The sequence below is a fragment of the Streptococcus pseudoporcinus LQ 940-04 genome, from assembly GCF_000188035.1.
Taxonomy (GTDB): Bacteria; Bacillota; Bacilli; order Lactobacillales; family Streptococcaceae; genus Streptococcus; species Streptococcus pseudoporcinus.
Window position 1 is genome coordinate 164,380 of the sequence record NZ_AEUY02000005.1, and the last position, 25,120, is coordinate 189,499.

Below are 25,120 nucleotides of genomic sequence, written 5' to 3' on the forward strand. Positions count from 1 at the left end.
ATTTTATCGGTTTTTTCACAAACTTTGGGCTTGAATTAGCTCACTTTCTTTCTTACAACAAGACATTAGCACTCTTCCAACACAAGTGCTAATTACGGAACTTTTTGCTTGATTTTCAAGGTAAGGGTGCTATAATAGGACTATAAAGTTTGACCATTGTTGACTAAATGGTTTCCTTTTGAACAAAAGCCTCAGGAGGTATTTTATGCTTTGTCAAAACTGTAAATTAAATGAAGCCTCTATTCACCTATACGCTAACGTGAATGGGACACAAAAGCAGATTGATCTTTGTCAAAACTGTTATCAAATTATGAAGACTGACGCAAATAACTCGATTCTGGGTGGGATGCGTTCTAAATCCCAAAATCAAAATGATTCTTTGAATCCTTTATTTGACGATTTCTTTGGTGACCTCAACAACTTCAGAGCTTTTGGGAACTTGCCAAATACACCCCCAACTCAGACTGGTAGACAAAATGGTGGAGGATCCGGCGGAGGCAACAACCGTAACGGCCAAGGAGCAGTATCTGGGCAAAATACCAAAAGAGAACCCGGTCTCCTTGAAGAGTTTGGTATTAACGTGACTGATATAGCAAGAAATGGTGATATTGATCCTGTCATTGGTCGCGATGAGGAAATCATTCGTGTCATTGAGATTTTAAATCGACGAACCAAGAATAATCCTGTCTTAATTGGTGAACCGGGTGTCGGTAAAACGGCAGTCGTAGAAGGTTTAGCCCAAAAAATCGTTGATGGTAGTGTTCCTCATAAACTGCAACATAAAGAGGTGATTCGTTTGGACGTGGTTAGTCTAGTTCAGGGGACTGGTATTCGCGGACAATTTGAAGAACGTATGCAAAAATTGATGGAAGAAATTCGTAATCGTCAAGATGTTATTCTCTTCATTGATGAGATTCATGAAATTGTTGGTGCCGGTACTGCTGGGGATGGCAATATGGATGCTGGAAATATCTTAAAACCAGCCTTAGCTCGTGGGGAATTACAGCTGGTTGGTGCAACAACACTCAACGAATACCGGATCATTGAAAAAGATGCTGCCTTAGAGCGTCGGATGCAACCTGTTAAGGTCGATGAGCCTTCTGTGGAAGAAACCATTACTATTCTTAAAGGTATTCAAGCCAAATACGAAGACTATCATCATGTTAAATACAGCCAAGATGCTATCGAAGCAGCTGCTAACTTATCGAATCGTTATATTCAAGATCGATTCTTACCGGATAAAGCTATTGACTTGCTTGATGAAGCTGGATCAAAGCTGAATTTAACGCTTAACTTTGTTGACCCTAAAGAAATTGATAAACGATTAGTGGAAGCTGAAAATTTAAAAGCGCAAGCCACTCGTGATGAAGACTTTGAACGCGCAGCCTATTTCCGCGATCAAATTGCTAAATACAAGGAGCTCCAAACTCAAAAGGTAGACGATCAAGATACTCCTATTATTACTGAAAAGACTATTGAAGCAATTGTTGAGCAAAAAACCAATATTCCTGTTGGTGATCTCAAAGAAAAAGAGCAATCTCAGTTAGTCAATCTTTCAGATGATTTGAAAGCTCATGTAATTGGTCAAGATGCTGCTGTTGATAAAATTGCTAAGGCTATTCGTCGCAATCGTGTTGGTTTAGGTAGCCCAAATCGACCGATTGGATCTTTCCTCTTTGTGGGCCCGACTGGGGTAGGGAAGACGGAACTCTCTAAACAATTAGCTATTGAACTCTTCGGTTCAGCTGATAATATGATTCGTTTTGATATGTCTGAATATATGGAAAAGCACGCTGTTGCTAAGTTAGTGGGAGCCCCTCCAGGATATGTCGGTTATGAAGAAGCCGGTCAATTAACAGAAAAAGTTAGACGAAATCCTTATTCACTGATATTATTGGACGAAGTTGAAAAAGCTCACCCTGACGTTATGCATATGTTCCTTCAAGTTTTAGATGATGGTCGGCTAACTGATGGACAAGGGCGGACAGTCAGCTTTAAAGATACTATTATTATCATGACATCAAATGCAGGTACTGGCAAAGTTGAAGCCTCCGTTGGTTTTGGGGCTGCACGCGAAGGACGTACCAATTCTGTTATGGGAGAATTAAGCAATTACTTTAGCCCAGAATTTATGAATCGTTTTGATGGTATTATTGAGTTCCAAGCATTAAGCAAAGAACATTTATTACAGATTGTTGATCTAATGTTGACTGATGTCAATAGCCGTTTAGCCTATAACAATATTCACCTTGACGTCACAGACAAGGTGAAGGAAAAATTAGTTGATCTCGGCTATGACGCTAAGATGGGGGCCCGTCCACTTAGAAGAACGATTCAAGATCATATCGAAGATGCCATTACAGACTATTATCTTGAAAATCCGACTGAGAAGAACTTAAAGGCCATGTTGTCAAGTAATGGTAATATAGTGATTAAAAGCGCCAAAAAACTCGATAAAGCGCAATCTGTTTCTCAGCAAAAAGACTAATACCTTAGAGTGCTAAAAATAGCACTCTTTTTATTAATTTTTTAATCAAAAATGCACATTTTAATAAGTTAAATTACTAATTTTTTAGTATAATAGAAAAAAGGAGGGGCTTATGACAGTTCCAGTTTTCGGTGAAAAAAGTAATCATAAAGACTATCAGACGCGTTATGGGGTTTATGCGATTATCCCTAACCAGGAAGCTGAAAAAATTATTTTAGTACAAGCTCCAAATGGCTCATGGTTCTTACCTGGTGGTGAAATAGAAAATGGTGAAAATCATGATACAGCTCTTAAGCGGGAGCTACTGGAGGAGCTTGGCTTTTCAGCAGAAATAGGCTATTATTATGGGCAAGCAGATGAGTACTTTTACTCTCGTCATCGTGATACCTACTACTATAATCCAGCCTTTCTCTATGAAGTCATTGCCTATCATAGAGTTGGTAATCCCCTAGAGGATTTTAATAATCTAGCCTGGTTTCCAGTTGAAGAAGCTATCGGTCTTCTCAAAAGAGGAAGTCATAAATGGGGTGTCCTAGAGTGGCAAAAACACCACCACTAGTCCTTGTACTAAATATACCATACATTACAAAATCAGTTTGGAGGATAATATGAGATTAATCAATACAACAAGTAGCCATCCTGAGCTTGTTCAGAATCAACTACGAAATACTGATGCACAGTTGGTTGAGGTCTACTCAGCAGGAAATACTGACGTCGTCTTCACAAAGGCACCCAAACATTATGAACTTTTAATTTCTAATAAATATCGTGCCATCAAAGATGAGGAATTAAATACTATTCGTCATTTTTTCCTCAAACGAAAAATAAATCCCAAATTGGTTATTCCTGGTCAATCAAAAACATTGCATACTAACAACCTGATTGAAATATCTTTCCAAATTAAAGAATAAAATAAAACTCTCATACCTATAAAGACCTCAAAAAGTTTAGTTTATCTGACTTTTTGAGATCTTTATCATATGATGCCATAGCTACCTATACTGACTAACCGCTATGAAGTTATCACCAATAGATCAGTCATCAACATCCAGAATAAAACAATGCTGTGTCTAATTGATGGGTACCGCCTTTCAAGAAGTCATTCTTACATATCTGCTACTAGCTCAATGCTGAGAAAACTATTTGGTCCTTCTTTTACTTTTTGCATCACATAAGGATAACTGTAAACTAAAGGACTTATTCAAACATCTAATCCAGTAGTAAACAAAAAGCACCTCATCAGTGAGGTGCTTTATTTGCCTACATATTGATTAATCTTACTAACTTAATTAGTGGTTTTGCTTATTTATCAGAAATTTCAAAGCCTTCAGCAACTGCTTCCGGGAAGTTTTCTTCGATAATTTTGGCACTTGCATCACAAACAAAGGCATTGTATGAACGCATTCTTGTTGTTGGATCAATACGACGAGAGCGCTCGCAAACCTCACCAATAGCACGCTCAACAGTGAAAGCAACTCCTTCAAATGCTACTGCACTCGCTGGCGCTTCTTCTAAGTCACTAACCGTCAATTGTGAAACAATTAATAGAAGTGCTATATCACTATCCAAAGCCTTTAAAAGTGTTTTTATTTCAGTGTTAGCATAGATTGTTAAGTGCGCTTCAAGTGACTTACCAATAACTTTGGCATTACGAGCTTCTTCTAAAGCTTTTTGAGCTTGGTTTCGCAATGACATAAAGGCTTCCCAAGCTTCTAAAATATCAGCTTGACCGGTGAAAGATTCCGCAACTGGTAACTCACTTAGCTGTACAAATTCTTCTTCTTCAAACTCTAAGTAAGACCAAATCTCCTCAGCAGTATGCGGTAGAATTGGTGTTAACAGTTTAGTAATCTTAACTAAAATGTCATAAAAGACAGTTTGCATGGCACGACGTTGTTGGCTATTAGCAGCCTCAATATAGACAACGTCTTTTGCAAAATCCAAATAGAAAGCCGATAAATCAACTGTAACAAAGTTTACTACAGCTTTATAAATAGTCATAAAGTCATATGAGTTATAGGCTTTATGGAAAACTTCTACTAATTGATTAAATTTGATTGTCATATACTTATCAGCTGCAGATAAGTCTTCAAAAGCAACAGTATCAAGATTAGGATTAAAATCTGAAGTATTGGCAATTAAGAAACGGAGAGTATTTCTGATTTTACGGTAAGTTTCAGAAACCTGTCCTAAGATGTCCATAGATACACGGACATCGTTATCAGTATCCACAGAAGTTACCCAGAGACGAAGAATTTCCGCACCATATTGCTTGGTAACATCACTTGGTAAAATGGTATTACCTTTGGATTTAGACATTTTTTCGCCTTTTCCATCAAGTACAAATCCTTGAGATAAAATAGCTTTATATGGAGCATGACCATTCACTGCAACGGAAGTAATCAATGATGAATTAAACCATCCTCGGTATTGGTCTGATCCTTCCAAGTAAAGGTCAGCAGGATAGGATAGGTTGTCGCGGGCATTCATAACACCATTCCAAGATGAACCAGAGTCAAACCATACATCCATGATATCAGTTTCTTTTGTAAACTCTCCATTGGGTGAACCTGGGTGTGAAAAGCCCTCTGGTAAGAGATCTTTGGCATCCTTTTTCCACCAAATGATAGACCCTTCTTTTTCAAAGAGGTTAGCTACATGGTCCGTAACTTCTTTAGACATGATTGCTGTGCCATCTTCTGCATAAAAGATAGGTAAGGGAACGCCCCAAGCTCTCTGACGAGAAATCACCCAATCGCCACGATCACGAATCATATTGTAGAGACGTGTTTTCCCCCATGATGGGTGGAAGGTTGTCTTTTCGATTTCTTCTAATATTTCCTGGCGGAAGCGTGATACTGAGGCAAACCATTGTGGAACAGCACGCCAAATAATCGGTTTCTTAGTACGCCAATCAAATGGATAGGAGTGATTTATAACCTCACTAGCTAATAGAAGATCACCTAATTTTTCTTGAACAATTGGTGTGACTTTATCATAGAATTTCCCTTGGAAATCAGGACCAGCATTCTCCATCATGATCCCACGTTCATCAACTGTTACTGCTACTTCTAGTTTATACTTAACACCGACATTATAGTCATCCTCACCAAAACCAGGAGCAGTATGAACAATTCCTGTACCTGAATCCAGGGTAACATGATCACCAAGAATGACATATTCTGTAACATCTGTATCCCAAGGATGCTCTGTTTCGATAAATTCTAAATCTTTTCCTTTATAATGTGCTAATATCTCAAATTCTACCCAACCAAACTTGTCTGCTAGACTATCTAGTAAGCCTTCTGCAACTAAATAGTTTTGTACTTTTCCTGCTGGACGAACAAGAACATAATCCAAATCTGGGCCAACCGTCAATCCACGCGAAGCTGTTACAGTGAAGGGAGTGGTTGTCCAAACGACGATATAAGTATCTGTATCCAGTATACCTTTACCGTTTTTAACTTTATTAGCATAATAAATAGAAGTTGAATCTATATCATGATATTCAATTTCAGCTTCAGCTAAAGCAGACTCAGATGACCAAGACCAGTAAACTGGCTTTGCTCCACGGTAGATGTAGCCCTTGTCAGCCATTGCCCCAAAAACACGAATTTGATTTGCTTCATATTCTGGCATCAGGGTAATATAAGGCTTATCCCAATCAGCAGAAACGCCTAGACGTTTGAAGTCTTCTCTTTGTTTTTCAACCTGTGACATAGCATAATCACGGCACATTTCAAGGTATTGAGCCAGATCCATTTCTTTACGTTTAACACCTTTTTTAGCCAAGACTTGCTCAATTGGTAGCCCATGAGTATCCCAACCTGGCACATAAGGAGCTTGATAACCAGACATTGATTTAGCCCTTACAATAATATCTTTAGAAATCTTATTTAAGGCATGGCCAACGTGTATATTACCATTGGCGTAGGGAGGACCATCATGCAAGTGAAATGAAGGTTTTCCTTCATTAAGCTCCTGGCGTTTTCTGTAAATGTCAGCTTCATCCCAAGCTTTTTGCCACTGCGGTTCTTTATTTGGTAAGCCAGCTCGCATTGGAAAACCTGTTTTCCCAAGATTGAGTGTTTCTTTTAGTTTCATATAAAGCGTCTCCTTTTGTTTCTGCTTATTCGTAAAAATAAAAAAGCCTTCATCTATCCAAAGGACGAAAGCTCGTGGTACCACCTTAGTTCAGAATAGTGCAAAGCACCATTCCCTCTTTACTCGTAAGGTGAGCCCACCTCCTAACTTACTAGATTTCAGTTAGAAAGATCGAAAATGATAATTATTAATCAAGGGAATGCAGATCTCTCATCATCATCTGCTTGCTGTAACTATTGACTAAATAATCGTGTCTTTCTTAATCTTCAATATTTAATTTAAAAGTTTGTGTTTCATTAAGGTTGATGACTGAATCTGAATAATCAGAATGATCATTTTTTGCAAACTCAGAAGATTCAAGCTCTTTATTACTTTCATCAACTCGTCGTTGGAGTTCAGCCATTTCTTCTGGAGAAAATTGACGAGTTGCATCAAAGGACGCACTATCATTTGTTTCTGGAATATCTTCGTCAAGAACTTCTTTAACAACTTCTTTGAAAGCGGCATCTGAATTTTGAAGGTAAATAGCTGTGGGTTGCAATAACTCATCCCATTCTGGGGAATTTGATAAACTTAATTGAGACTCAATAGATGAAATTAAACGCTGGTGGAAAACACGTGTCTGACGTTTCAATTCTTCAGTTTCAACTGCAACTCGTTTTGCTTCATCAGTAGCATCACGCAGCATCTGATTAGCTTTTGCTTTGGACTCATCTAAGAGATGCTGTGCATCATAATTAGCCTTACTTACCAAGTTACTTGCCTCAGCGTTAGCAGAAGCCTTTACTTTTTCAGCAGTTTCTTGGGCAAGAATAACTGACTGACTTAGTGATTCTTTCATTTCATCGAAATAAGCTAATTTTTCTTCAAGTGTTTTGATTTTCGCTTCTTGCTCACGATTTTTCTTAACAAGAGCTTCATAATCATCAACAACGATGTCTAAAAATTCATTTACTTCTTCTTCACTATAACCGCGTAATTTTGTTTTAAATGTTTTATCTTTAATTTCAAGTGCTGTAAGTGCCATTGTATCTCCTTATTTTTGCATTGTTTTGCTTATTGTAAGTTTGTACTTTCCCTTTTTGGTTAAACCATTATCCTCTAAAAGTTGAAATCTTCCAAAGCCTCTCACACTAATCAAGTCACCAATTCCAAGTAAGTCAGAAGCTTTCCTTGAAATTCGGTAATTGATTTTTACTTTTTCAGACTCGACTAATTTGATGGCTTGACTTCTTGATAACTTAAAGACGTTAGCAATCAAGACATCCAGTCTTAAACTCGAAAAAAGCAATTCCAAGTGTTCCTCACCAACATTAGTCTGAATAAGGTTTTCTAACGAAACCTCTTTCAAAGTCACACTAGCCCTAGCAATTTTTGAAATATTTGTTATGGCATAAGAAAGCATTGATTTTGTTGTCATTACTTGAGCATGTCCAGGTGCTACTAAAATATCACCTAATAAACTCCTTTGGATACCTAATTCATGAATAAAAGTTCCCAATATTTGAGCATGCTTTATAGTGTTAAATTTAGCATTATAGCTTATATCAACAACTGCAAGTTCAAAATCACCTTCATTTAACTGATAATAATCTGGTGCAATAATGACACGTCCATATTCGGTATGATAAAAATCACTTGATGAAAAGCAATGGCAATCGGAACTTGCAACTACTATTTTAAGTATTTCAACTTGCCTTGGATTCAAAAATTCAGTTAGATAAAAAGAATAAGAATCTTCAACTCGCTGAATAATATCTTGTATTTTTTCAATAAAGGGGGTCTCACTTGGATGAAAATGTTGTTTAAAATCTTTTGTTGTCATCCTACCAATAGTCTTATTAAAAAATTACTTAAAAAATTGAGCGCAATCATAACCACGAAAACTGTAAAATCAATACCCGCAAACTGTAGTGGTAATTTTCGAAATGGCTGTAAAATAGGTTCAACTAGTTGACAAACGAAACGGCCTAACCAAGTATCATAAGCGCCTGGGAACCAAGATAGTAAGGCATAACCAAGCAAAAGGTATGAATAAACCTTAATCAAATTGAGAACGATAACTAGAATGACTATCATCATTAACGTCTCTTCATATCAAAATCATAACCAAAATCTTGGTTACTATTTGGAATATTCATATCTTCAATATTAACAGATACATTAGAAGGGGTCAATAGATACATTGACGAACCAACTTTTTGTAGTGAACCATATAAAACTTTACTAGCACCATCAATAAAATCTAAGCAACGTCTTGCTTGCGCATCCAACATATATTGAAAATCTATCAAGACACATTCATTTCCAATCAGTAAATCAACAATTTCTTGAGCATCTTCATACTTTTTGGGATACTTCAAAGCAATTCTTGCTTGTTCAACTCTTGAGCCCTCTGATAAGTCATCTTGTTTTTTTACATGTGATCCCGAACCATATTGAGTTTGTCTGCGTTCTGATATATCTGAGGAATTGGGCCGTGCTTGTGGTTGGTAGTTTGGAAGAGGCTGTTGTTGCTCTACCTTATAATTGCGACTAGGTTGAACTGGTCGATTGACAGACTGGTTGCTTTTATTAACTACCTGCTGTTGCGAGCTCTGACGAGCAGTTTGCGGTGGTCTTTGACTCTGTTGCTCCTCTACTTGCTGAACTGGAGCATCTTCTTCCACTTCACTGACGTCATCAGTATCAAAATAAGATACCACTTTATTAATTGTATCCTTAAATGCCATCTTTTTCTCCATTACTTAAAGAAAGAAGTTCCAATACGCACAAAAGTTGCACCGTGCTGAATAGCGATTTCATAATCATTACTCATCCCCATGCTTAACTCCGTAAAGGGCATATTCTTTCTGTCCTGTCGTTGCAATTCTTGTCTTAACTGTGCGGCTTGTTCAAAAATGTTATGAATGGTTTCTGAGTCTGCATCTAGTGGAGCTATAGTCATCAAACCCACTAAACGAATCTTGTCCAACTCAGCAATCTGTGGAAGAACTAAATTCACTTCATCAGGAGAGAAACCATGTTTACTCTCTTCACCAGAAATATTAACTTGCAAAAAGCAATTAATAGGATGAGCAGCTCGCTTTTGAATTTCTTTAGCCAAGTTTAGGGAGTCCAAAGCATGAAAGTAGTCAACATGATTAATCACATCTTTTACTTTACGTCTTTGAAGACTGCCAATGAGATGCCAGGTGACATCTCTATCCTTTAGAGCCTCGTATTTTTCTAAAAATTTATCCACACGATTTTCTGCGAGATGCTTTATTCCAATATCAAGTAAAGCACTGGCAGTAGAAATATCTACATGTTTGGTAACAGCTACTACCTTTACATTTTCCTCTAAACGATTAGCTGCAACACATGCTTTATGGACCTGTTCAAAAATACTTTTTTTATTTTTTTCGAGATTCATTGATTAGTTTAACGATTTTTAAAGAATGGTGGTGTTTCCAATTCATCATCATCGGACTCATTAACTGCGAACGTTGACATATTTAACTGTTTATCAAGCTCACTTTCAGTAGGTCGCTCAATATTATCACGTCTCAAGTCCCAGTTCCCAAAGGCTGAACCTTGATTTTGGTTTTGATTTACTTTGGGGCTATTAGAATGTGATCTTGGCATATCGCGCGTTTCTGCCATATCAAAATTTGTCTGACGTTCAAAACTTGGCTGAGCAGCTTGATGTGTTTGGTCACTTGCATATTGAGCGCCAGCTTTTTGAGCACTTCCTTGATTAAAAGTGCGAGGTTGAGAGCGGAAACCAGAAACCTGTTCGGCTTTATCCTGACGGACGCCTGTAGCAACTACTGTCACTCTAATCTCGTCATTCATGCTGTCATCAATAGATGTTCCTAACCAAATGTTAACACCATTCCCAGCAGCTTGTCCGACAATCTCGGAAGCTTCCTCAGCTTCTGTCAAGGTCATATCAAGGCCACCAGTAACATTAACAATAACATCCTCAGCACCATCTATTGTTGTTTCCAATAACGGTGAGTAGATGGCTTTGCGAGCCGCTTCAACAATGCGTTCTTCCCCAGTTCCAATACCAATTCCCATCAAAGCATTTCCTTTGTTAGCCATCACTGTTTTAACATCAGCAAAGTCTAAATTGATTAACCCTGGACTAGTAATTAAATCTGTAATACCTTGAACACCTTGTCGTAAAACATTATCAGCTTCACTAAGAGCCTCTAATAATGGCGTTTTCTTATCAACAATTTCAAGCAAATTATTGTTGGAAATAATGAGTAGTGTATCAACTTGCTCACGCAATTCCTGAATACCTTCAATAGCAAAATTGCCACGTTTATTTCCTTCAAATCCGAATGGACGAGTAACAACTGCTACGGTTAAAGCACCTAGACTTTTAGCAATTCGAGCAATTACTGGTGCAGCACCCGTACCAGATCCACCTCCCATACCGGCTGTGATGAAAACCATATCAGCACCAGTCAGTGCTTCTGTCAGTGTCTCTTCACTTTCTTCTGCAGCCTTACGACCTACCTCGGGTTGTCCTCCCGCACCTAGACCGCGCGTTAACTTAGGTCCTAACTGGATTACTGTTTCAGCCTTAGATGAGCTTAAGGCCTGAATATCAGTATTAGCAGCGATGAATTCAACACCAGCAACACCTTCATCAATCATACGATTGATAGCGTTACCGCCGCCGCCTCCAACACCGATTACTTTAATGATAGCACCTTGAATTGATGCTGTATCGAATGAAAATGCCATTTTTTATCCTCACTTTATTACTATCTTTTAAACACCGTTATTTTATAAAATAACTAGTCAAACATACTTCCAAAAATACCACGAACCCGTTCCCCTAAGCCAGGTTTGGACTCAGCTGATGCTTGTTTGTCAAAATCAACGGGTGCATCTTGTTGCGAACTACTATAATGAGCTGTCTGCGCATTTCTAGACTCATTATAAGGTGGTATATAAGGCTCTTGACCATTAAAATCAATTGGTTTTCTACGCAACAATTCTTCGCCAGTAACGGCGCCTTGTGCTAAAACATCAACTTCTGACATTTTACCAACATATTCGACTAAACTAATGACATTAGCAAACATTGGATTACGAATACCAACTTGATTAGGAACGTATAGCTTAACATTAGTCCCAAAGATTTCTTGAGCGATGTCAACAACTCCTGGAACAATTGCTCCGCCACCAATTAGCACAATCCCACCAGGCAATTCTAAAAGACGGCCACGGTCTAAATCTTGTTTAACGCGATCTAAAATGTGACGGATACGCGCTGAGATAATTTCAGATAGATAACGTTCAGTGACCTCCACAGGCTCATCACTGCCTACAACGTCCACATTAACCGTTTCAGTCAAACTGGCTTCGTTAACATTCGCTTGACCGAAGTTGAATTTCAAAGCTTCAGCAATAGACATAGAGGTTTTTAAGACTTTTGAGATATCCTTAGTAATATAGTCTCCACCCTCAGAGTAGATATTAGTATATTGCAATTCTTGAGCGCGCATTGAGGCAACCGTAGTTTGACCACCACCCATATCAATAACAGTCGCACCAAATTCACGTTCACCTTCATTTAAAACTGATCTAGCCATTGCAAGAGGAGTGATAATGATATTTTCAACTTTAATCCCCGCACGTTCAACTGTTTTACGCAAATTGTGCAAGATCGTACTTGGACCTGTATAAATTAACCCGCGCATCTCTAAGCGAATCCCCATCATGCCACGTGGATCACGAATTCCTTGGAAACCATCTACAATGAATTCCTCTGGAACTAGAGAAATGACTTCACGTTCAGGCGTAATACTTTTAGTTAAAGCAGATTTAACAACACTATCGACATCTTCATCTTTTATTTCTTTTGATTCGCTTGGTACTGGGATCATACCTTGCGTAGGTTCAATTTGTAGAAGATTTGCCGGAAGACCGACATTAATCTTATCAATAGCCATTCCTGCTTTTTCTTCTGCTTGTTCAACTGCTGTTTTAATGGCTACTGCAGCAGCTTCAATATCAATAATTATTCCATCTTTTACGCCTGTACTAGGGACATTGCTAACACCGATAACATTCATTTCACCTGAAATAAACTCTGCAACAAGTACTTTAATCGAGCTAGTTCCTATATCCAAACCAGTAAAAAAGCCATTTCTAGCCATTCACTTGACCTCGCTATCTTTCCAAACTTTTACTATTCTAAAATCTGTTAAAAACAGAATTATTCAGTGGATATTATACCATAAAAAAACGTAAAATGTTATTATTTTACGCATTTTGTTATATAAACTTAATCTTTTTTGTCAATTTAATCAGATTACTGAAAATCTGCTTTCATGGCTGTTTTCATGACAATTTACAGGTGATTTCTATGCTCCTTCCGAAAGTAAATACAAACTGTATTTTACTGAGCTGGCACATGAGCTACTGCCTCCGAACTGGAACTTGCCGTAGGCTGAGTTTCAGAAGGTTGGGATGTATTTGTAGAGTTAACTGTTTGGTCTGTTGACGAACTTGTTTGATCATTAGTATTTGTCCCATCAGAAGGTTCTGTTTTTTGTTTAGGATTATCCTTTTTCTCTTCCTTAACTTCTGTCTCTTTAGCCTCAATGTCACTCGTTGTCGAATAGATACCTACTTCCATGTCAACAATAGATTTAGCCTCTAAATTTTTCTGAATTTTAAGATAGTAAGGCATTTTTTTCAATAATTGGGATTGTGGGACTCTGATTGTATTTCCGTCCTGCATTTCAATGGTTAGTAAGTCCGCTGTTGAAGTGGAGTTGGCTAAGGAAACAGATTTAATCATTTTAACTAAACCTTCTGGTAATTTTGCCAAAGTTGCAACTAAATGTTGAATATCTTTTTCCTGAGTTAAGTTGATAATTAAAAAATTTTTAGGTAACTGACTTTTATTAACAATTGTAACACGACGGCCATTTTCAAGAATCGGCTGAAATCCATTGTCAACTTGAGCATAAGCAATAATACGATATTCTTTAACATCAAATACAAAATGGTTTGGAAGCTGATAATGAATAGCAACATCTTTAACCCAAGGATTGCTAGTCTTAATAGCATTAGCGTGCTTTGCCGATGAAAAGAATACCGATAAAAAATATTCTGATGGTTTAATTTGACTTTGACTGACAAGTTCTACTAAGCTAGTATGGTCGTTACCCTTTGAAGCGAATGTTTTTAATTTGCTATAAGGCGACAAGAAAAAAATTGAAGCAATCAAAATCAAAAAACTCGTTAAAAGAACAGGTAGTGCCTTAATTAATGCTTTTTGTCTTTTGGTTTTTTCCTTTTTTACTTTGGGTTTTACTTCTTCTTTGACCTTCTCTTCATCTACCTCACTATCAGTACCGATTTCGCTATCAGTATCTGACTTGTCATCAGCGTCTATTTCTTCGTCACTATTTTTTGATTGTAATCGGGCTTTTTTTTCACTAGCTAACTTTTCTTTAAGCTTACGTTCCTCCTCAGCTTGACTTTTCTTTTTTTCTAAAAATTCAATATTTCGCTTTTGCCATTCCGTCAAAACAAGAGGCTCTTTTTCAGGATTCGTTTTTTTCTTTTTCACCATTTAGTCTTCCTTAATTTTTGAGCTAAGGTCAGTCACTAACATCTCATAAAATCTATCGGGAGGTGTGATTTCTTGCGATGTTGACATGGCCTTCATAAAAGAGTCTCGATGCGACACCAAGTAAGCAACCTCCTGTCTTAATTTTTCTAAACTGAGGTCGCTTTCCTTGATTTGACGAGAATATCCCTTTTTAACAAAATAGTCAGCATTCTCTATTTGGTCTCCACGACTTGCTTCTTTCCCCAAAGGTACAATCAAGTGAAGTTTTCGCATCGCTAGGAGTTCAAAAAGTGTATTGGAGCCACCCCGTGTAATGACAACATCTGCTAATGACATTAAAGGTTGATAAAAATCTGTGACGTAGTCTATTCGATAAAGATTCTTTTCAATTGTGTTCAAAGAGGCATCACCACTAATATTGATAACATTGAAATAGTCGGTCAAAGCTGATGTCTGACTAATCATCTGATTAAAGACCTTAGCTCCAGCAGAACCACCTACAAACAAGAGTGTTTTAAGCGACGGATCAAAATGCGCTTTAATTTTTTCACATTCGTCAGAGTAACACGCCTGAAGCTCACTAACTTTTGTGACAGCTCCAATTTGTTTAGCGTTCTTAAGATGATTTTCTGGTTCAAAGGTTGTGTACATCCTTGTTGCAAACTTTGAAGCAATTTTATTGGCTAGCCCCATAGAAATATCTGACTCATGTATGTAAACAGGACGTCCTAATAACTTAGCAGCGATAACGGGTGGTACAGAGACAAAGCCACCTTTTGAAAAGAGAGCTTTTGGCCTCACCTTTAAGATGATTGCAAGTGATTGTAAGAGCCCAATAGCAACTTTGAAAACGTCAATGAGATTCTGCCAAGAAAAATAACGTCGTAATTTTCCAGTTTTAATCCCGTGAAAAGTGACCTCTAAGCCCGACTTTTGCAGCTCTTTGTATTCAATCCCCTTTTTATCCCCAATATAATGAACTTCCCAACCATCTTGAATAAAATAAGGCATTAAGATAAGGTTTAGGGTGACGTGACCAACCGTTCCCCCACCTGTAAAAATAATTCTTTTAACCATTAGAACTCTCCTTTTAGATCTTCAATGGTCTTCAAAAACTCATCCCCACGGACTTCGAAATTAGGATACATATCCCAGCTTGCATTAGCAGGGCTAAGTAAAATAATATCCCCAGCAAGAGCTTCCTTAAAGGCAATTCTTGTCGCTTCAGCCACATCTTTAGCATTGCTATGAGAAACTCCCGCCGTGTCCGCTGCTAGCTCCATTTTCCCAGCAGTTTCACCTATAAGAATCATCTTTTTGATTCCTTTGATATCTGGTACCAGTTCATCAAAGCTGTTTCCACGGTCAAGCCCACCAGCAATTAAGATAAGATTTTCTTTGTCAAAACCTGAAAGTGCCTTCTGACAAGCTAATATATTTGTTGATTTACTGTCATTGTAAAAGGTAATATCGTGTAATTGTCCCGCATATTGAAGACGGTGTTTAACCCCACCAAAATGCTTCAAAGTATCCACAATAACGTGATTTGCGATATTAGACAGCTTAGCCACCACAATTGTTGCTAAAGCATTTTCTACGTTATGTAGTCCTGGCACTCCAATACTTGAAGCCTCCATAATAAATTCACCGTTATAATAGAGTTTATCGCCTTGTAAATAAGCACCCTCAACTTCTTTTTTAGTCGAGAAATAAAGGACCTTTGCTTGGGTTTTTGAGGCTAGTACACGTGTTAATTCTTGATCAGCATTTAAAATGACATAGTCTTCATTAGTCATCCGTTGTTGGATATTCCATTTAGCTGCCACATAATTTTCTAAACTTCCATGGTAGTCAATGTGTGTGGGTATTAGATTAGTGATTAAAGCTATATGCGGATGGAAGGCATCAACCCCCATCAATTGAAATGAAGATAATTCCATCACAAGTCTATCCTTAGGCTCAGCCTTTAGCACAACTTCAGAAGCAGGATAGCCAATATTCCCAGATAAAAGAGCTGATTGACCGCCATGGTTTAAGACATCTGCAATCATTGTGGTGGTCGTAGTTTTGCCATTAGAACCTGTAATAGCAATAATAGGTGCTTCAGATACTAAGTAAGCTAATTCAACTTCAGTTAAGACAGGAATTCCCTTAGCAAGAGCCTTTTCAACCATAGGATTTGAATAAGGTATCCCTGGATTCTTAATCATCAACTCGAAGTCTTCATCTAATAAGGCTAGCGGGTGGCTACCACAAACCACCTTAATTCCAAGCTCCAAAAGGGCTTGAGCAGCAGGGTTTTCTTCAAATGCTTTTCCGTCATTAACGGTCACTAAAGCACCCAGTTTCGTCAACAAACGTGCTGCCGCTTCACCTGATTTAGCTAATCCAAGAACAAGTACTTTTTTATTTTCGAAATTTGTTATTTTTTTCATTTTTTCACACTCTATCCATTCTAACACTTTATCATTTTACCTTTATTTTCTAGCTTTTTCAAGGCACAGCCCGTCCGATAATGGGTAAAAGCCAGTGACTAAAGTATTGTTATCTTGCTAAAAAAGAGTCTGGGACAAAAAGATATTAATTTTTGAGATTCCCTGCCATTAATTTTTCCAATTGATAAATGAAACCCAAAAAGCGAACAAAACTCATTTTCTGATACTCAGAATACTGTCTTGTTCGCTTTTTATATTTGAGCTTAGACTTTTGTCCCAGCCTCCTTTAATCATTTTTATTCTTAGTTGGCATCCGTAAAATATCACGTAATGCAAAAAAACTTACTGCAATCATAGCTATTACAACGAATATTTCAGGGGGCGATTCTAGTATTTTAATCAAGCTCATTCCAGCTAATACAATTAAAAGTGCTACCAAGGCGACCAAACCTATCATTGACAAGGTGTTTTTGATACTTTTTGGTGCCATAAAAATATAATAGGAAACAATTAATATAGCAATAATTAAGTAGAACAAGGCTATCCTCTTTTCTAATTAATATCTAATGGTATCTGGGATAGAAAAAGACTTTTAAAAAGATTGACTTTTTAAAAATCTTTAATAATGTTAATGGCCATATTTATTCAGCAGACTTTTTCTTTTTATTTGCTTTGTCACGCGCTGCTTTATTAAGAATTTGCTTACGAAGACGAATAGACTCTGGAGTGACTTCCATATACTCATCATCGTTAAGAAATTCTAATGATTCTTCTAAAGTCAAGATACGAGGTGTTTTAATAACAGATGTTTGGTCTTTATTAGCTGAACGAACATTGGTCATCTGTTTTGCAGTGGTAATATTGACACCTAGGTCATTATCACGAGAATGTTCTCCGATAATCATTCCTTCATAAACTTCGGTTCCAGGATTAACAAAGATTGTTCCACGTTCTTCCACCCGCATAATAGAGTAGGTAGTTGCTTTTCCTTGATCAATCGAAACAAGGGCACCACGATGACGTCCTCCAATTTCACCACCCACGACTGGTAAATACTGGTCAAAAGTATGGTTCATAATCCCATAACCACGAGTCATTGAAAGAAACTCAGTAGAATAACCAATCAAACCCCGTGCAGGAATTAAGAAGATCAAGCGTGTTTGACCGTTTCCAACCATTTGCATATCTAACATATCACCTTTACGTTCTGAGAGTGATTGAATAATTGCCCCTTGGTATTCTTCTGGTGTATCAATTTGCACACGCTCAAATGGTTCACATTTAACGCCATCAATTTCTTTAATAATAACTTCCGGACGGGATACTTGTAATTCATAGCCTTCACGGCGCATTGTTTCAATAAGAATAGCCAAATGAAGCTCACCACGACCAGAAACTGTCCATTTATCAGGTGAATCAGTTGGATCGATACGGAGTGAAACGTCAGTTTGTAATTCTGCTTGTAAACGTTCTTCAATCTTACGTGACGTCACCCATTTACCTTCGCGACCAGCAAAAGGTGAATTGTTAACCAAGAAAGTCATTTGAAGAGTTGGTTCGTCGATACGGAGAATTGGTAATGGTTCAATAGCATTTGTAGGAGTAATTGTTTCTCCAACAAAGATATCTTCCATACCTGAAACAGCAATCAGATCACCAGCTTTTGCTTCTTCAATTTCACGACGCTCTAAACCAAAGAATCCAAAGAGTTTTGTAACACGGAAATTCTTCGTAGAGCCATCTAATTTAGATAGGGTAACGTTATCACCAACTTTGATAGTACCACGGAAAACACGACCAATACCAATACGACCAACAAAATCATTATAGTCTAACAATGATACTTGGAATTGTAGGGGCTCGTCAGAATTATCAACTGGCGCTGGAATATGATCAATAATTGTATCAAAGATTGGTGCCATAGTGTGTTCTTGATCAGCAGGGTCATCAGAAAGTGACGATGTTCCATTAATTGCTGATGCATAAACAACTGGAAATTCCAACTGTTCATCATCTGCACCAAGTTCAATGAAAAGTTCCAATACTTCATCTACAACTTCCGCTGGTCGAGCAGAAGGTTTATCAATTTTATTAACAACTACAATAGGAACCAAATCTTGTTCTAAGGCTTTTTTCAAAACAAAACGCGTTTGAGGCATTGTTCCTTCATAGGCATCAACGACAAGAACGACTCCGTCAACCATTTTCATGATACGTTCAACTTCACCACCGAAGTCCGCGTGACCAGGGGTGTCCATAATATTAATACGAACATCATTATAGGCAACAGCTGTATTTTTAGCCAGAATGGTGATACCGCGTTCTTTTTCAATATCGTTTGAATCCATTGCACGCTCTTGAAGTTCTTTACGTTCATCAAGTGTGTGTGATTGTTTCAGCAATTCATCAACAAGTGTTGTTTTTCCGTGGTCAACGTGAGCGATGATAGCAACGTTACGGATATCGTTTCTTAGTTCTGTCATTTTTTCCTCTTGTAGCATAATATTTTTTAACTAAACAAGTATAACACAAATTAAGTGAAAAAACAGAAATTGTCTTGTTGTAAATGTTTTCAGTTCAGCTTTTGATTTTTCCATGAAAAAGCTCAAGTGCCAAAATACCAAAAAAGTAAGTAGACAACCTACTCACTTTCTCCCTTATTTTGTTTTTCCATCCCAGTAATCAAAACCATCTTTTAAAAGATAAAGATTAGTGTATCCTGCTTTTTTCAGCTTACGAATAGCACTTGGAGCAAAACGGTTTGTGACATTTTCGTAAATTAAAATCGGTTTATCATGTCGCAATGATTTAATGGAAGCGTCAAATTGCTGTCTAGGAAAATTACGTGCCCCTAAAATATGGCGTTTTCTAAAAGTTACTGGATCTCGCAAGTCAATAATTTGGCTATAATACATCATCTCTCTAAAGGTGTCATTATCAATCTGCTTAGCCATTCGCTTAAAAGTAAAATAATTCCAAGTAAAATAAAGAACCGTTCCAACTAATATTAACCATCCTAAAATTGTAACTAACGACATCTTCTCCTCCTATTTACTAGCTAATTGGTTAGCTAAGCTTGCAGCTCCAATGATACCAGCATCATTGCCCAATTCAGCAATTTTAATTTTTGTTGACGTTTTAACTTGTGGAAAAGCAAAAGTTAAGAAATACTTCTCAATACGTGAGCGTAAAAACTCACCTGCTGCCGATACTCCCCCACCAATAACAACTGAATCAGGATTAAGAATATTGGAAATATTTGCAGTGGCAAGTCCTAGGTAAAAGCTGACTTTTTCAACAACTGAATCGGCAAAGGAATCACTAGCTTCTGCCGCCATGAAAATGTCTTTACTTGTTACCACTTCACCATTATCAATAGCAGCTTTAATCGCTGAATCACCTTCGTAAGACTCAGCTAGTAAGCGTGCTACCTTAACAACACCTGTTGCTGAAGCCACTGTCTCTAAACAGCCATATGAACCACAAGTGCACGCGAAACCATTTTCAGGTTCTACAATCATGTGACCAATTTCACCTCCAGCACCAGCAACACCGTGAATAAGATTGCCATCAGCAATGATTCCTCCTCCGACACCAGTTCCCAGAGTCACAAAAACAACATCAGGATTATTATCACCTGCACCCACCCAGCGTTCACCAAGGGCAGCAACGTTGGCATCATTGTCAATAGCAAAAGGAATGCCTAGCTCTTTTTCAATAATGGACCCTACTTCTTGTCGGTCTTTCCAGTTAAGATTAAAAGCGCCAGTAACCGTATTGTGATCACGATCAACTGCTCCAGGAGAGCCCATGCCAATCCCAACAAAATCGTCTTTACTTAGACCATAAAGGGCAAGACGATGCTTTAAAGAGGCAACGATATCAGGGACAATATGTTTTCCATCTTCTAAAGTGTTTGTCTCAATAGCCCACTTTTCTTGAACTTCACCTTCTAGGGTTAAAATTCCAAATTTGATTGTTGTTCCACCTAGATCAATACCAATTAATTTTTGACTCATTTTTCCTGTCCTTCTTTTTCTAATTCTAGTCTATGCTCACGTCGCAAAATCAGTTCAGCATTTAGGTAATCCTTTTTGTCCATTAAACCATTATCATAAAGTCGTTTTAGTTCAATTTTCATCATTTCGATATCATAAAGTCGCTTACCAATATAAATATAAATACCAAAATTTTTCAATAACTGTTGCACATCGTATAAGGTTTTCATATAAGTAGATTCTAGCAAATTAACAGATTTTTTTCAAGAAGATTAAGCAATCGCTTTCCTCTTTTTCTTTTCAATTTTTCACTATTTTTTCGAATAAATAGGTATGACCATATTACTTTATTTTTTCCTTGGAGCAAGTTTAGGCTCCTTTGCTGGACTAGTGCTCGATAGGTTTCCTGAAAAGTCTATTCTTTGGCCACCGAGCCATTGTTCGAACTGTCAGAATCAACTTGGCTTTAAAGACTTGGTACCAGTTTTATCCTTTATAGTTAGCGCCTGTCGCTGTCGTTTTTGTAAAGTCCCTATCAATCCCCTTTACATCATTCTTGAAGTCCTATATGGACTCTTATTTGTCTTTTATGCCTTAAAAGGTATCTTCAGCCTGACAGATTTAACCCTTATTTCTTTTTCTATTCTTCTTTCCCTTTTTGATATCAAATCAAGATCCTACCCAATGCTCTTTTGGCTGATAGCTTATACCACGACAGTAATGATTTTGGGGTTTAATCTTTTATCCTGTATTTTTCTCACTTTAGCCCTATTGGCAATCCTCTTCCCCCAGTCCATTGGTAGTGGAGACCTCTTTTATCTCTCCCTTTTAGCCTTAGCTTACCCTTTATCAACTCTTTTATGGATTATTCAGGGAGCTAGTCTCCTTGGAATGCTTCATTGTCATTTCACATCTCAGAAATCAATTCCCTTTATTCCTTTTTTGACTATAGCTTTGTTGATGATTACACTGATAACTTAAAAGCCTAGGATTTATATCCTAGACTCAATTTTCGTTTAGTTATTGGTCATCATCCCAGCTTGTAATTGATACATTCTATAGTAAGCCCCCTTTTTACTCAAGAGTTCCTCGTGACTACCATTTTCAATGATAGTTCCTTTATCAAGCACGTAGATGCAATTAGCATCTTGAACGGTTGACAAGCGATGCGCAATAGCAATAGTTGTTCGACCTTTACGCATTTTTGCCAAGGAATTCTGAACAATTTGCTCCGTAGCAGAATCAATATTTGCTGTTGCCTCATCAAGAATCAATATTTTAGGCTGACTAGCGACGGTACGTGCAAATGCTAAAAGTTGTCGCTGCCCCGTAGAAAAGCTAGAACCACGTTCTGTAACGGGAGCTTGATATTTTTCTGGCAATTTATCAATGAAATCATCAGCATCAACAAACTCAGCAGCTTCTTGAACAGCTTGATCACTAATATCTTGATACATTCTGATATTCGAGGCAATGGTTCCATGATAAAGAAATGGCTCTTGGAGAACTAGTCCTACAGCTTTCCGTAATGCGCTGGGACTATATTTTCTAATATCCTGCCCATCAATTAAAATTTGTCCTTCAAAAAATTCATAAAAGCGCATAAAAATGTTAATAATAGAAGATTTCCCTGACCCTGTTGCTCCAACAAAAGCAATGGTTTCTCCCTTGTTAACTTTAAAGGAAATCTTATTTAAAACCTTATGTTGACCATCATAAGAAAATGAGACCTGTTTAAATTCGATATTACCTTGCTCAACTTTTTCAAGACTTGTCTCTTGTGATGGTTCATAAGCGATCTCATCAATAAGCTTAAAAACCCTTGCTGCCGATACCATAGAAGTTTGAAGGGTGGAAAAGTTTTGTGTAACCTCAATTAAAGGATCAAAAAGCCTATTAACATACTGGATAAAAGCATACATAATACCAGCTGTTAGCCCTCCATTTAGCCCTTTAAAGCCAAAATAAGTCATTAGAACTGCATAGGCCAATAATTTCAACAGTGACATAGCAGGTCGCAAGAAAATACTATCCAAGGCAACTGATTTATTAGCATAGGCGACATGTTCTTCATTAATCAACTCAAATTCAGCTTTCAAACGCTCTTCCTGACCAAAAGCTTGAATAATACGAATACCTTCGATACTTTCTGCCAGCTTCGTATTAATATCTGAAAGTAAACTCCTCGTTTTCGCAATTACCTTGACCGATTTTTTCCGGTATAAATTCACAAGAATAAAGATAAAGGGTAAAAAAATTGCAACTAAAGCTGTTAACTTAGCATCAAGCATCAACATTGTGTAGAGAGTAACAGTAAAGATAAAAATAGCTGAAACAAAGCTAGACAATAATCCTGAAAACATATCGCTTACCGCCTCAGTATCATTTGTGATACGGGAAACAATTGAGCCTGCTGGGGTCTTATCAAAATAAGCCATCCCAAGTTTTTCCATATTTGCAAAAGCATCTCGACGAATATCACGGACAATACTGTAAGAAACTTTAGCAAAAAAGAGGTTCCCAAAATATTGAATGAAACTTTGAAGGAGGTAAAGGCCGTAGTAACCAATCAATATCACAAAAGCCGACTGATTAATAGCCTCTAAATAATGATCAATAAAATAAGAGGCCACCAATGGGATAAGACTTTTAATCACTGTTGTTAAAAGTAAGAGTCCAAGAGCCAGTACAGTAATCCATTTATAGGGTTTTAAATAAGATAACAACCTTTTAAAAACCTGCCATTGATTATCATTAGACATTGTCTTGACCCTCCATTTCCATTTGTTGCGAAATGTAGGTCTTAGCATACCAGCCATTTTTTTGGATTAACTCCTCATGCCTACCACGCTCTATAATACGGCCATTTTTCATAACTAAAATGAGATCTGCATGAACTACTGCACTCAAACGATGAGCCGTTATAATAGTTGTCTTATGACGTCTTGTTTCTTTCAAGTTTTCAATAATGGCATGCTCAGTTCTAGCATCAACTGCCGATAGGGAATCATCTAAAATTAGAATTTCTGGATCTAAAACCATGGCTCGACTCATGGCTAAGCGTTGCTTTTGTCCACCAGAAAGAGAAACTCCCTTTTCTCCAATAAGAGTATCAAAGCCCTCTGGCATGTCCATAACATCGTCATAAACTTGAGATAGCCTAGTTGCTGCAACTACTTGCTCTTTTGATAAACCCGTGTTGCCAAAACGAACATTCTCTAAGATCGTCGTAGCAAAAAGGAACTGATCTTGAGGGACATAGCCAATCAAACGACGCATATCTTCTAGGCGATAATCTTCTATGTTATGGCCATTCAATGAGATTGAACCCTCAGTTACATTGTATTCTCTCAACAATAACTTGATTAGGCTTGTTTTACCTGACCCTGTTTGGCCAACAAGCCCTAGAGTTTGACCTTTTTCAAGGACAAAGTGAATATCTTTCAGGGTTGTTTCATTCTCATACTGAAAGGCCTCAATATTATAGATTAAAGTCCCGTTAGCAATTTCCTTTACTGGGTGTTTAGGATTTTGAACATCAGATTTTTGATCCAATAGAGTGCTAATTCTATCATAAGAAACCGACCCTCTTTGAATCATATTAAATAAAAAGCCAACGGCCATCAGTGGCCAAACTAGCATATCTAAATAGGTGATAAATGTGACCAGACTCCCTATGGTGACTTGATTTCCTTTTATCATATAAGCCCCAACTAAAAGAGTAAGGACATAGGAAGCACCTATGAATAACAATACCAAAGGATCAAACATGACATCATAAGTCATTGTTTTAATATTTTTTTGGAAAGTCTTTTGATTAATGGCTTGAAAAGCTGCTAGCTCCTGGTTCTGGTAGCCAAAAGATTTGGTGACCTTTATTCCTGATACACTTTCTTGAACTTTATTATTAAGATCAGAGAAGGCGGCTTGCGATTCGCCGAAAGCTTTATGCGTTTTGCGTCCTAAACGACTAGTAGCATAAGCCATTAATGGTAAAGGGAGTACAGCAATTAGGGTCATCTGCCAAGAAATACTTAAAAACATAGTCATCAAGGTTACAATGGCTGTAATTGATGCATCTACAGCTGACATTACTCCTCCACCTGCAAGGCGAGTCAAGGAATTAATGTCATTAGTAGCATGAGCCATGAGATCACCAGTTCGGTATTTTTGATAGAATGATGGGGACATTTGAGTAAAATGTTCAAAGAGTCGAAATCGCATAATGCGTCCAAGTCGATAAGAAGTCCCAAAAATGCAGATGCGCCATATATAACGCAAAAAATACATGGCTAGCGCTGAAAGAATTAACCACAAGAGTTGCCATAGCAATTGGTTTTTGGTCAGATGCCCACTTGTAATCCCATCAATAACGAGTCCCATTATTTTAGGTGGTATCAAATTTAGAAAAGCTACCACACTCAGGGCAAGAACCCCCATAAGATAGGGCAACTTTTCTTGTTTAAAGAACCACCATAAATGCTTGATAATTGACATATCTTTC

At 37.5% G+C, this 25,120-nt stretch carries 22 protein-coding genes and 1 other annotated feature; of the genes, 4 read left to right on the forward strand and 18 right to left on the reverse strand.

Going from position 1 to position 25,120, the window contains the following annotated elements; translation table 11 throughout:
* Nucleotides 1-205: 205 nt before the first annotated feature.
* The 3 genes from STRPS_RS02205 to STRPS_RS02215 all read left to right on the forward strand — a co-directional run bounded on the left by STRPS_RS02205 (nucleotide 206) and on the right by STRPS_RS02215 (nucleotide 3,399).
* Nucleotides 206-2,488: an ATP-dependent Clp protease ATP-binding subunit gene (locus STRPS_RS02205; RefSeq protein ID WP_007894778.1), complete on the forward strand. Its 2,283-nt coding sequence runs from the start codon at nucleotides 206-208 to the stop codon at nucleotides 2,486-2,488.
* Nucleotides 2,489-2,600: 112 nt separating this feature from the next.
* Nucleotides 2,601-3,047, forward strand: a complete 447-nt coding sequence (locus STRPS_RS02210) for an NUDIX hydrolase (RefSeq protein ID WP_007894611.1) — start codon at nucleotides 2,601-2,603, stop codon at nucleotides 3,045-3,047.
* Between the two features lie 49 nt (nucleotides 3,048-3,096).
* Nucleotides 3,097-3,399, forward strand: coding sequence for a DUF1827 family protein (locus tag STRPS_RS02215; RefSeq protein ID WP_007894725.1), 303 nt, complete (start codon nucleotides 3,097-3,099; stop codon nucleotides 3,397-3,399).
* 391 nt (nucleotides 3,400-3,790) lie between these two features.
* Here the strand turns inward: STRPS_RS02215 and ileS are convergent, their stop codons facing one another.
* The 16 genes from ileS to STRPS_RS02295 form a co-directional block, all read right to left on the reverse strand.
* Nucleotides 3,791-6,592 carry an isoleucine--tRNA ligase gene (ileS, locus tag STRPS_RS02220; RefSeq protein ID WP_007894816.1) on the reverse strand — a complete coding sequence of 934 codons (2,802 nt, stop codon included), beginning with the start codon at nucleotides 6,590-6,592 and terminating at the stop codon, nucleotides 3,791-3,793.
* A 57-nt stretch (nucleotides 6,593-6,649) separates the two neighbouring features.
* Nucleotides 6,650-6,865, reverse strand: a binding site (T-box leader).
* On the reverse strand, nucleotides 6,852-7,619 hold the full coding sequence (locus STRPS_RS02225) for a DivIVA domain-containing protein (protein ID WP_037598887.1): 768 nt from the start codon (nucleotides 7,617-7,619) through the stop codon (nucleotides 6,852-6,854). It overlaps the preceding feature by 14 nt.
* A gap of 9 nt (nucleotides 7,620-7,628) precedes the next feature.
* Nucleotides 7,629-8,417, reverse strand: coding sequence for a YlmH family RNA-binding protein (locus STRPS_RS02230; RefSeq protein ID WP_007894731.1), 789 nt, complete (start codon nucleotides 8,415-8,417; stop codon nucleotides 7,629-7,631).
* A complete protein-coding gene (locus STRPS_RS02235; RefSeq protein WP_037598986.1) occupies nucleotides 8,414-8,671 on the reverse strand; it encodes a YggT family protein in 258 nt (85 codons plus the stop codon). Before STRPS_RS02235 ends, STRPS_RS02230 begins: the two co-directional genes overlap by 4 nt.
* Nucleotides 8,672-8,673: 2 nt before the next feature.
* Entirely contained in the window at nucleotides 8,674-9,324 is a 651-nt protein-coding gene (locus STRPS_RS02240; protein ID WP_007894738.1) for a cell division protein SepF, read from the reverse strand.
* A gap of 11 nt (nucleotides 9,325-9,335) precedes the next feature.
* A complete protein-coding gene (locus STRPS_RS02245; protein WP_007894652.1) occupies nucleotides 9,336-10,007 on the reverse strand; it encodes a YggS family pyridoxal phosphate-dependent enzyme in 672 nt (223 codons plus the stop codon).
* Nucleotides 10,008-10,015: 8 nt separating this feature from the next.
* Nucleotides 10,016-11,335: a cell division protein FtsZ gene (gene ftsZ / locus STRPS_RS02250; protein WP_007894790.1), complete on the reverse strand. Its 1,320-nt coding sequence runs from the start codon at nucleotides 11,333-11,335 to the stop codon at nucleotides 10,016-10,018.
* Nucleotides 11,336-11,388: 53 nt separating this feature from the next.
* The gene (gene ftsA / locus STRPS_RS02255) at nucleotides 11,389-12,756 is read right to left on the reverse strand and encodes a cell division protein FtsA (protein ID WP_007894677.1); all 1,368 of its coding nucleotides are present in this window, start codon (nucleotides 12,754-12,756) and stop codon (nucleotides 11,389-11,391) included.
* A gap of 242 nt (nucleotides 12,757-12,998) precedes the next feature.
* Complete coding sequence (locus STRPS_RS02260; RefSeq protein ID WP_007894747.1) at nucleotides 12,999-14,183, reverse strand: cell division protein FtsQ/DivIB; 1,185 nt, start codon at nucleotides 14,181-14,183, stop codon at nucleotides 12,999-13,001.
* Nucleotides 14,184-15,260, reverse strand: a complete 1,077-nt coding sequence (locus tag STRPS_RS02265; protein ID WP_007894664.1) for a UDP-N-acetylglucosamine--N-acetylmuramyl-(pentapeptide) pyrophosphoryl-undecaprenol N-acetylglucosamine transferase — start codon at nucleotides 15,258-15,260, stop codon at nucleotides 14,184-14,186. It lies immediately after the preceding gene.
* Nucleotides 15,260-16,618 carry a UDP-N-acetylmuramoyl-L-alanine--D-glutamate ligase gene (gene murD, locus STRPS_RS02270; protein ID WP_037598888.1) on the reverse strand — a complete coding sequence of 453 codons (1,359 nt, stop codon included), beginning with the start codon at nucleotides 16,616-16,618 and terminating at the stop codon, nucleotides 15,260-15,262. The genes STRPS_RS02265 and murD overlap by 1 nt, the downstream gene beginning before the upstream one ends.
* Nucleotides 16,619-16,904: 286 nt before the next feature.
* Nucleotides 16,905-17,156: a DUF3165 family protein gene (locus tag STRPS_RS02275; RefSeq protein ID WP_007894016.1), complete on the reverse strand. Its 252-nt coding sequence runs from the start codon at nucleotides 17,154-17,156 to the stop codon at nucleotides 16,905-16,907.
* A gap of 103 nt (nucleotides 17,157-17,259) precedes the next feature.
* The gene (gene typA, locus STRPS_RS02280) at nucleotides 17,260-19,101 is read right to left on the reverse strand and encodes a translational GTPase TypA (protein WP_037598889.1); all 1,842 of its coding nucleotides are present in this window, start codon (nucleotides 19,099-19,101) and stop codon (nucleotides 17,260-17,262) included.
* 174 nt (nucleotides 19,102-19,275) lie between these two features.
* Nucleotides 19,276-19,656 (reverse strand): rhodanese-like domain-containing protein, encoded by a 381-nt coding sequence (locus STRPS_RS02285; protein ID WP_007893997.1) that lies wholly within the window; start codon nucleotides 19,654-19,656, stop codon nucleotides 19,276-19,278.
* 9 nt (nucleotides 19,657-19,665) lie between these two features.
* Nucleotides 19,666-20,637 carry an ROK family glucokinase gene (locus STRPS_RS02290; protein ID WP_007893999.1) on the reverse strand — a complete coding sequence of 324 codons (972 nt, stop codon included), beginning with the start codon at nucleotides 20,635-20,637 and terminating at the stop codon, nucleotides 19,666-19,668.
* A complete protein-coding gene (locus tag STRPS_RS02295) occupies nucleotides 20,634-20,846 on the reverse strand; it encodes a YqgQ family protein (RefSeq protein ID WP_007894027.1) in 213 nt (70 codons plus the stop codon). Before STRPS_RS02295 ends, STRPS_RS02290 begins: the two co-directional genes overlap by 4 nt.
* A gap of 103 nt (nucleotides 20,847-20,949) precedes the next feature.
* On the opposite strand from STRPS_RS02295, the gene STRPS_RS02300 reads away from it, so the two are divergent.
* Nucleotides 20,950-21,597 (forward strand): prepilin peptidase, encoded by a 648-nt coding sequence (locus STRPS_RS02300; protein ID WP_007894031.1) that lies wholly within the window; start codon nucleotides 20,950-20,952, stop codon nucleotides 21,595-21,597.
* Between the two features lie 35 nt (nucleotides 21,598-21,632).
* Here STRPS_RS02300 and STRPS_RS02305 read toward each other — a convergent pair whose 3' ends face one another.
* Together STRPS_RS02305 and STRPS_RS02310 are read right to left on the reverse strand one after the other, a co-directional pair.
* The gene (locus STRPS_RS02305; RefSeq protein WP_007894020.1) at nucleotides 21,633-23,378 is read right to left on the reverse strand and encodes an ABC transporter ATP-binding protein; all 1,746 of its coding nucleotides are present in this window, start codon (nucleotides 23,376-23,378) and stop codon (nucleotides 21,633-21,635) included.
* Entirely contained in the window at nucleotides 23,371-25,113 is a 1,743-nt protein-coding gene (locus tag STRPS_RS02310; RefSeq protein ID WP_007894002.1) for an ABC transporter ATP-binding protein, read from the reverse strand. Before STRPS_RS02310 ends, STRPS_RS02305 begins: the two co-directional genes overlap by 8 nt.
* Nucleotides 25,114-25,120: the final 7 nt, after the last annotated feature.

Bases quoted from the DNA above. Each gene is read 5' to 3' on its own strand.
- ftsA (WP_007894677.1), bottom strand. From the start codon at position 12,756: ATGGCTAGAAATGGCTTTTTTACTGGTTTGGATATAGGAACTAGCTCG.
- STRPS_RS02225 (WP_037598887.1), bottom strand. From the start codon at position 7,619: ATGGCACTTACAGCACTTGAAATTAAAGATAAAACATTTAAAACAAAA.
- STRPS_RS02260 (WP_007894747.1), bottom strand. From the start codon at position 14,183: ATGGTGAAAAAGAAAAAAACGAATCCTGAAAAAGAGCCTCTTGTTTTG.
- STRPS_RS02210 (WP_007894611.1), top strand. From the start codon at position 2,601: ATGACAGTTCCAGTTTTCGGTGAAAAAAGTAATCATAAAGACTATCAG.
- STRPS_RS02300 (WP_007894031.1), top strand. From the start codon at position 20,950: ATGACCATATTACTTTATTTTTTCCTTGGAGCAAGTTTAGGCTCCTTT.
- murD (WP_037598888.1), bottom strand. From the start codon at position 16,618: ATGAAAAAAATAACAAATTTCGAAAATAAAAAAGTACTTGTTCTTGGA.
- STRPS_RS02230 (WP_007894731.1), bottom strand. From the start codon at position 8,417: ATGACAACAAAAGATTTTAAACAACATTTTCATCCAAGTGAGACCCCC.
- typA (WP_037598889.1), bottom strand. From the start codon at position 19,101: ATGACAGAACTAAGAAACGATATCCGTAACGTTGCTATCATCGCTCAC.
- STRPS_RS02310 (WP_007894002.1), bottom strand. From the start codon at position 25,113: ATGTCAATTATCAAGCATTTATGGTGGTTCTTTAAACAAGAAAAGTTG.
- STRPS_RS02295 (WP_007894027.1), bottom strand. From the start codon at position 20,846: ATGAAAACCTTATACGATGTGCAACAGTTATTGAAAAATTTTGGTATT.
- ileS (WP_007894816.1), bottom strand. From the start codon at position 6,592: ATGAAACTAAAAGAAACACTCAATCTTGGGAAAACAGGTTTTCCAATG.
- STRPS_RS02285 (WP_007893997.1), bottom strand. From the start codon at position 19,656: ATGTCGTTAGTTACAATTTTAGGATGGTTAATATTAGTTGGAACGGTT.
- ftsZ (WP_007894790.1), bottom strand. From the start codon at position 11,335: ATGGCATTTTCATTCGATACAGCATCAATTCAAGGTGCTATCATTAAA.
- STRPS_RS02290 (WP_007893999.1), bottom strand. From the start codon at position 20,637: ATGAGTCAAAAATTAATTGGTATTGATCTAGGTGGAACAACAATCAAA.
- STRPS_RS02245 (WP_007894652.1), bottom strand. From the start codon at position 10,007: ATGAATCTCGAAAAAAATAAAAAAAGTATTTTTGAACAGGTCCATAAA.
- STRPS_RS02215 (WP_007894725.1), top strand. From the start codon at position 3,097: ATGAGATTAATCAATACAACAAGTAGCCATCCTGAGCTTGTTCAGAAT.
- STRPS_RS02205 (WP_007894778.1), top strand. From the start codon at position 206: ATGCTTTGTCAAAACTGTAAATTAAATGAAGCCTCTATTCACCTATAC.
- STRPS_RS02265 (WP_007894664.1), bottom strand. From the start codon at position 15,260: ATGGTTAAAAGAATTATTTTTACAGGTGGGGGAACGGTTGGTCACGTC.
- STRPS_RS02305 (WP_007894020.1), bottom strand. From the start codon at position 23,378: ATGTCTAATGATAATCAATGGCAGGTTTTTAAAAGGTTGTTATCTTAT.
- STRPS_RS02235 (WP_037598986.1), bottom strand. From the start codon at position 8,671: ATGATAGTCATTCTAGTTATCGTTCTCAATTTGATTAAGGTTTATTCA.
- STRPS_RS02240 (WP_007894738.1), bottom strand. From the start codon at position 9,324: ATGGCATTTAAGGATACAATTAATAAAGTGGTATCTTATTTTGATACT.